This window comes from Nostoc sp. KVJ20 (genome assembly GCF_001712795.1).
In the GTDB taxonomy this organism is placed as follows: Bacteria; Cyanobacteriota; Cyanobacteriia; order Cyanobacteriales; family Nostocaceae; genus Nostoc.
Window position 1 is genome coordinate 1 of sequence record NZ_KV757684.1, and the last position, 6,217, is coordinate 6,217.

Annotated in this window: 6 protein-coding genes; 5 read left to right on the forward strand and 1 reads right to left on the reverse strand. The window is 43.2% G+C overall.

Annotation, left to right across the window (positions count from 1 at the left end; all coding sequences use genetic code 11):
- Window positions 1-362 precede the first annotated feature (362 nt).
- On the reverse strand, window positions 363-1,286 hold the full coding sequence (locus tag A4S05_RS28425) for a nucleoside hydrolase (protein WP_069073136.1): 924 nt from the start codon (window positions 1,284-1,286) through the stop codon (window positions 363-365).
- A gap of 18 nt (window positions 1,287-1,304) precedes the next feature.
- Between A4S05_RS28425 and A4S05_RS28430 the strand changes: the two genes are divergently transcribed.
- From A4S05_RS28430 to A4S05_RS28450, 5 genes are all read left to right on the forward strand, one after another.
- On the forward strand, window positions 1,305-1,736 hold the full coding sequence (locus A4S05_RS28430) for a nucleoside deaminase (protein ID WP_069073137.1): 432 nt from the start codon (window positions 1,305-1,307) through the stop codon (window positions 1,734-1,736).
- 338 nt (window positions 1,737-2,074) lie between these two features.
- A complete protein-coding gene (gene speB / locus A4S05_RS28435) occupies window positions 2,075-3,118 on the forward strand; it encodes an agmatinase SpeB (protein ID WP_069073140.1) in 1,044 nt (347 codons plus the stop codon).
- A 45-nt stretch (window positions 3,119-3,163) separates the two neighbouring features.
- Window positions 3,164-3,733 carry a Uma2 family endonuclease gene (locus tag A4S05_RS28440; protein ID WP_069073138.1) on the forward strand — a complete coding sequence of 190 codons (570 nt, stop codon included), beginning with the start codon at window positions 3,164-3,166 and terminating at the stop codon, window positions 3,731-3,733.
- A gap of 166 nt (window positions 3,734-3,899) precedes the next feature.
- Window positions 3,900-4,643 carry a toll/interleukin-1 receptor domain-containing protein gene (locus A4S05_RS28445; RefSeq protein WP_069073139.1) on the forward strand — a complete coding sequence of 248 codons (744 nt, stop codon included), beginning with the start codon at window positions 3,900-3,902 and terminating at the stop codon, window positions 4,641-4,643.
- Window positions 4,644-4,681: 38 nt separating this feature from the next.
- Window positions 4,682-6,217, forward strand: a 1,536-nt coding sequence (locus tag A4S05_RS28450) for a tetratricopeptide repeat protein (protein WP_141699829.1), incomplete at its 3' end; no start/stop codon positions are given.

Genomic DNA, 6,217 nt, shown 5'->3' on the forward strand with positions numbered 1-6,217 from the left:
CCACTTCCCCTCCACAACTTCATGTGTCTCAAATCACTCTCTCTACTGCCTGATTTTTAAACCCCTACCCTTGAAAGACCCTAACCCTCCCCTTGCAAAGGGGAGGGAACAAGATTTTCCGGTTTCCCTCCTTTACAAGGGGGGATTAAGGGGGGTAATTCAACTTGTGTATACACGGTAGCCTTATAAAGGGGGGAATTTAAAGTCCCCCTTTTTAAGGGGGATTTAGGGGGATCAAGATATGTGCAACTTCACATTAAATTGGTATTAAGCCATTTCTTTGGGCAACACTATGAATATTACTATTAAGGAAACGATCTCTTATCTCATGAAGCAAAACTATAAGCTGTAGGGGCTTATTTTTATCTTGCCCATTGCTGCAAAATGTAATTATAAAAAGCATCTTTATCGACTTTATCCATTGCATAAATTTTCCGACTACCGGGTACTACTTTAGTACGCCCCTGACTAAGGCCAGTGGTGATAATTTCTGTTTCCCATTCGCGCAGTTGGTAAAATTCTGGATGTCCCAAATAAGCTGTTGCCAAAACATCCCAAAAATAATAATCTTGGGGGATAACTAGTGCATAACATTGTCCAGCTAAATCAGATATGGAATACTGGCGTTGTCGTCCCATTTTTTGCACTAATTCTGATGTGACAGGGACATTGTTAGTTAAATCTAAAGGACACATAATAATTTCAATTTGGGTTTGCCATACCCGCGCGGCTGAAACCGCGTCCCAATAAACATTCCATTCAGCAGAACCATCTTGTCCCGCTTCCAGACTTTTTTCTACATTACCAGGGACATTTAATGCACCCCCCATCCACACAATCTTGTGAATCTTGGCTTCAATGTCTGGTGCTTTGTCCAATGCTACTGCAACCGTCGTCAACGGCCCCGTTACCATCAACGTTACGGGGCTTGATGCGTCACGTAACACCTGGATCATAAAATCTTGACCTGTTTCGGCAAGCAGAGGCGTAGTGATGGTTTCCCTTTGATTGAGAATGGGGAGATGGTCAACGATAAACGAATCACGGCGATAGAGAGTAGGAAATGGATTAATCCCGCGCACAGTACTTTCTGCAACCGGGATATGAGAAAATCCCATCAAATCTATAATTTTACGTGTGGCGCTAACAGCCGGTTGAACGTAACAATCTGCTGGAGTGACGACAACACCAAGGAGTTCAATATGATCCATCGTCAACAGCAGCATAGTTGCTAGATAATCATCTACACCACCATCGTGATCCATTAATACTAGTTGTTTTGACATAAAAGGAGAATTATTAATATGGATGAGTTTATCAAAGCTGCAATTCAGGAAGCAAAACAAGGCAGACAAGAAGGTGGAATTCCCATTGGTTCGGTTCTTGTCAAGGATGGCAAAATTCTCGGCAGAGGACACAATAAACGTGTGCAAGACGGCGATCCTGTCACCCATGCCGAAATCGATTGTCTCCGCAATGCTGGAAGGGTTGGCAGTTATAGAGGTACAACACTCTATTCAACCTTAATGCCGTGTTACTTGTGCGCTGGGGCAGTGGTACAATTTGGCATTAAAAAAGTCATCGCTGGAGAATCCAGAACTTTTCCTGGTGCTAAAGAATTTATGGTATCTCACGGTGTGGAAGTAATTGATCTTAATCTTGACGAATGCGAACAAATGATGAGTGAGTTTATTGAAGCTAACCCCGAACTATGGAATGAAGATATTGGTAAATAGTTATTGGGAATTGGGTATTGGGCATGGGGCATGGATCTAATGGCACTAAGTTAAGCTGAAAGGTAAGCGGCGTAGGGATTGCAGAGGGGCAGGGGAGCAGGGGGGCAGAGGGGAATTTATAAATATCTGAGCGCAATGCCTAAAATTTCTTCTTTCTCCCCTGCTCCTCCGCTCCTCTGTACCCCTGCTGCCTCAACGATTTTCCCTTTTCTTAGTGCCATTCGGGCATGGATCAATAGTTCTTCTTCCCCCACTTTCTACTTTGTTTGTTTGTATTACAATGCAGATGTCCACTAGGCAGCGTGCTGTCCATCTACCTAAATCCAGAAGATTATTTGATGAGTAATCAACTACAAGACTACAATCCCAGCGGCGTAGGTGAAGTAAATGGCAACCTCTTAGGTTTGCCTTGCGATTACGAGTCTGCAAACCTGATTGTCTTTGGTGTGCCGTGGGAAGTCACTGTTTCCTATGGCGCTGGCACTGCTAATGGCCCACAGCGAATTCTCGATGCTTCGACTCAACTAGATTTGTTCGATTTTGATAACCCTAATGGTTGGAAACAGGGAATTTTTATGGTGGAAATTCCCCAAGATATTTTAGAGAAGAACACATATTATCGCACCTTGGCAGCAAAAATTATTGAGCGATTAGCCCAAGGTAAACAACTCTCAGATACACCAGATTTAACACCTGTCCTGACAGAAATTAATCAGGCTGGTGAACAGGTTAATCAATGGCTGTTTGAAAATTGTCAAGAAGCAATTAATCATGGTAAGCGAGTTGCAGTCATTGGTGGAGATCACAGTTCACCTTTAGGTTATTTTCAAGCATTAGCGGCTAAATACTCAAACTATGGCATTTTGCATATTGATGCCCACGCAGATTTACGTGATGCTTATGAGGGATTTGAGTTTTCTCATGCGTCTATCATGTTTAATGCGATGAAAATACCGCAAATTTCCAAGCTGGTGCAGGTGGGTTTGCGTGATATTAGTCATGATGAAGTGCAAATGATTGACCAATCTGATAGTCGCATTATTGCTTATTACGACCCAGCTATTAAGCAAAAGCTTTACTCTGGAACAACTTGGATTGATTTATGCCGAGAAATTATCAGTCATTTACCTGAGTATGTTTACATTAGCTTTGATGTAGATGGTCTAGATCCAAAACTCTGTCCGAGTACAGGTACTCCTGTTCCAGGTGGGTTGGAATTAGAGCAAACTTTTTGTCTGTTCCGGGAATTGGTGAATAGTGGCAGAAAAATTATTGGCTTTGATATCTGCGAAGTTGGGGATGCTGAGTGGGATGGTAATGTGGGGGCGCGGGTAGTTTACAAGCTGGCAAATTTGATGGATTTATCTCAGCAAAAAATATAAACGATAAAATTTTGGCAGAGTGGCAATGATACTGAACTCAAGGCGATGACAACAGCAACTCCTTCGTCTCTCACCCTCGAAGAATTCCTCAAACTGCCAGAAACCAAGCCTGCCAGTGAGTTTATTGACGGTCAAATTTACCAGAAACCTATGCCTCAAGGCAAACACTCTCGTCTGCAACTCAAGTTTTGTGATGCTGTAAATCAAGTTGCCGAAAGCTCACAAATTGCCCTCGCCTTTCCAGAATTGCGTTGTAGCTTTGCTGAACGTTCTGTTATTCCCGATGCTGCTGTATTCATTTGGGAACGAATTCCTTTTGAAGCTGATGGCGAAGTACCCAATGCTTTTGAAATTTATCCCGACTGGACTGTAGAAATTCTCTCACCTGAGCAAAGAGCTACTAAAGTTATCAGTAATATTTTGCACTGCCTTAAACATGGTACTCAGATAGGATGGTTAATTGATCCAGAGGAACGACTGATTTTAGCATTTTTACCAGGACAGGAACCTATTGAGTTGATAGGTAGCGATTGTCTTCCCACACCAAAGTTTTTAACACTGGATTTGACGGTTGAGCAGATTTTTGGGTGGCTAATACCAATTCGTAATTCGTAATTGGAACACGAATTGTCGAGTTAAAAAGTTAATTGCTTTGTCTTTTTAGAGAATTTGCCAATAGCGATCGCAGAGAATAGATAAATATTCTCCGTTTGGGCTTTTATTTTGGGAAAATTAACTTATATACTCCTATACAGCTATTTAATGAAGTAGATTCAAGAATATGTCTAATGCAGTTAAAGTATTTTTTTCCTACTCCCACAAAGACGAAGCGTTACGAGACGAGTTGGCAACTCATCTTAGCATGATGAAACGTCAGGGAGTTATTGAAGCTTGGCATGACCGCGAAATCAGTGCTGGGAGTGAATGGGCAAATGCGATCGATGACAATCTTGAAATTGCAGATATCATTCTGCTGCTAGTGAGTGCTAACTTTCTGGCTTCAGATTACTGCTTCGATAAAGAAATGACACGGGCAATGGAGCGACATGAAACGCGGGAAGCTCGTGTAATTCCGATTATTCTCAAGCCGTCAGACTGGAATGGTGCGCCTTTTGGTAAACTGCAAGCACTCCCCAAAAATGCTAAACCTGTCACCACCTGGCAAGACCAAGATGAGGCTTTTTTAAATGTCGCTCAAGGGATTCGCAGAGTTGTGGAAGACATTACTAAATCAAAACCCTCCTCCTCAACTGCTTCTGGAACTACTATACCTGCGACTTCCAGCGCTGCTGCAACGAGTGGGGGTTTAACTGAACGCCAGCGTCGCCGATTCGAGCAAGAACGGGATTCACTGCAACAACAGTATGACCTGGCTAGCACAAAATTAGGTCGGCTGCGCCAAGCATACGGCATTGAAACAGATACAGCGACAAAGTTTAAGCTAGAAGCGCAAATTCAGGAAACCCAAACAGAACAGAGTAGATTAGATCAGCAGCTTGAGGAAATTGAGCAAAAGTTTTTGTAGTTTTCTTTTAAACCAGCCAACGTCTTGCCATATTTCCTATGAAGTCTATTGAAGTTTTTATTTCTTATCACCAAGAAGATGAAGAACTGCGCGAAGAGCTAGAGAAGCATCTAGCAACTTTGCTGCGTGAACAAACTATTACCAGTTGGCACAAGCGCGAAATTATTGCTGGGCAAGAGTTTCAAGATGAAATTAATAAGTACCTTAAACGGGCTGGGCTAATTCTACTGTTGGTGAGTCCAGATTTTATTGCTTCAGACTATCACTGGACAGTTGAAGTTACACGAGCCTTAGAACAAAATGCCGCAGGTAAGGCTCGTGTGATTCCGGTATTGCTACGCCATGCAGATTGGGACAATCCTCCCATTGATAAATTGTCACCCCTGCCAAGTAATCGCAAACCGATCAAAAGCTGGAGTGACCGAGATGAAGCATTCTTAGAAGTTATCAAGGGAATTCGGCAAGAAGTGGCGCTATTAGTTGCTAGCTCGAATTACTCACCACCCAAAGACAGTTCAGCAAACCAAAAGCCTCTTGCTCTCAAACCCGCAACAGATAATGCTTCATCTCAACCTAATAATCAAATTCAAACTGACTTAACGCTAGAACTTCCTCTGAGTATTGCTGAATTGACCTACGGTACAGAAAAGAAGATTGCACTGGATGATGGCTCAATTACTGTGACTGTTCCATCTGGTTTTAGTCCTGGTAAGAAACTGCGGGTTCGAGGTAAAGGTAAACTTAACCCGATAACCAATCAACGAGGAGATTTGTATCTCAAGGTTGTCAGTATTCAAAAGGTAGAGGTATCACTGGAGGACTATCAGCAAAAGTTGCGACGATACGAGCAAGAATTAATCAAAGTCCTGCAACGGGAGTATCCACTCAGCGAACACAGCCGTGAAGGACTAAAGAATTATCAGCAGATGCTAAAACTCGGGGATGAGGATGTAACTCAGCTTGAGGAGCAAGTCATTGCACAAGAGCAAGAAAAGCGCCAAGATAAAGTCACAAGCCTGATAAACGAAGCGGATCGTTTGCACGAAGCTAAAAAGTTCGAGGAAGCAGCCGTCAAGTACAAAGCAGCCCTCCGTCTTGACCCGAACTCTATAATCGCTCACAATAAACTGGGGATTGCACTGTACGATCAAGGGAAGTTGGAACAAGCGATCGCCGCCTTCCAAAGAGCTTTGCAAATCGACCCAAACTATGCAAACGCTCACAATAACCTGGGTAATGTACTGCACGCTCAAGGGAAGTTGGAACAAGCGATCGCCGCCTTCCAAAGAGCTTTGCAAATCGACCCAAACGATGCAATCGCTTACAGTAACCTGGGGATTTCACTGTACGATCAAGGGAAGTTGGAACAAGCGATCGCCGCCTTCCAAAGAGCTTTGCAAATCGACCCAAACTATGCGATCGCTCACTATAACCTGGGGAATGCACTACAACAAGGTCAAGGGAAGTTGGAACAAGCGATCGCCGCCTACCAAAAAGCTTTGCAAATCGACCCAAACTATGCAATCGCTTACAGTCACCTGGGGATTGCACTGTACGATCAAGGGAAGTTGGAA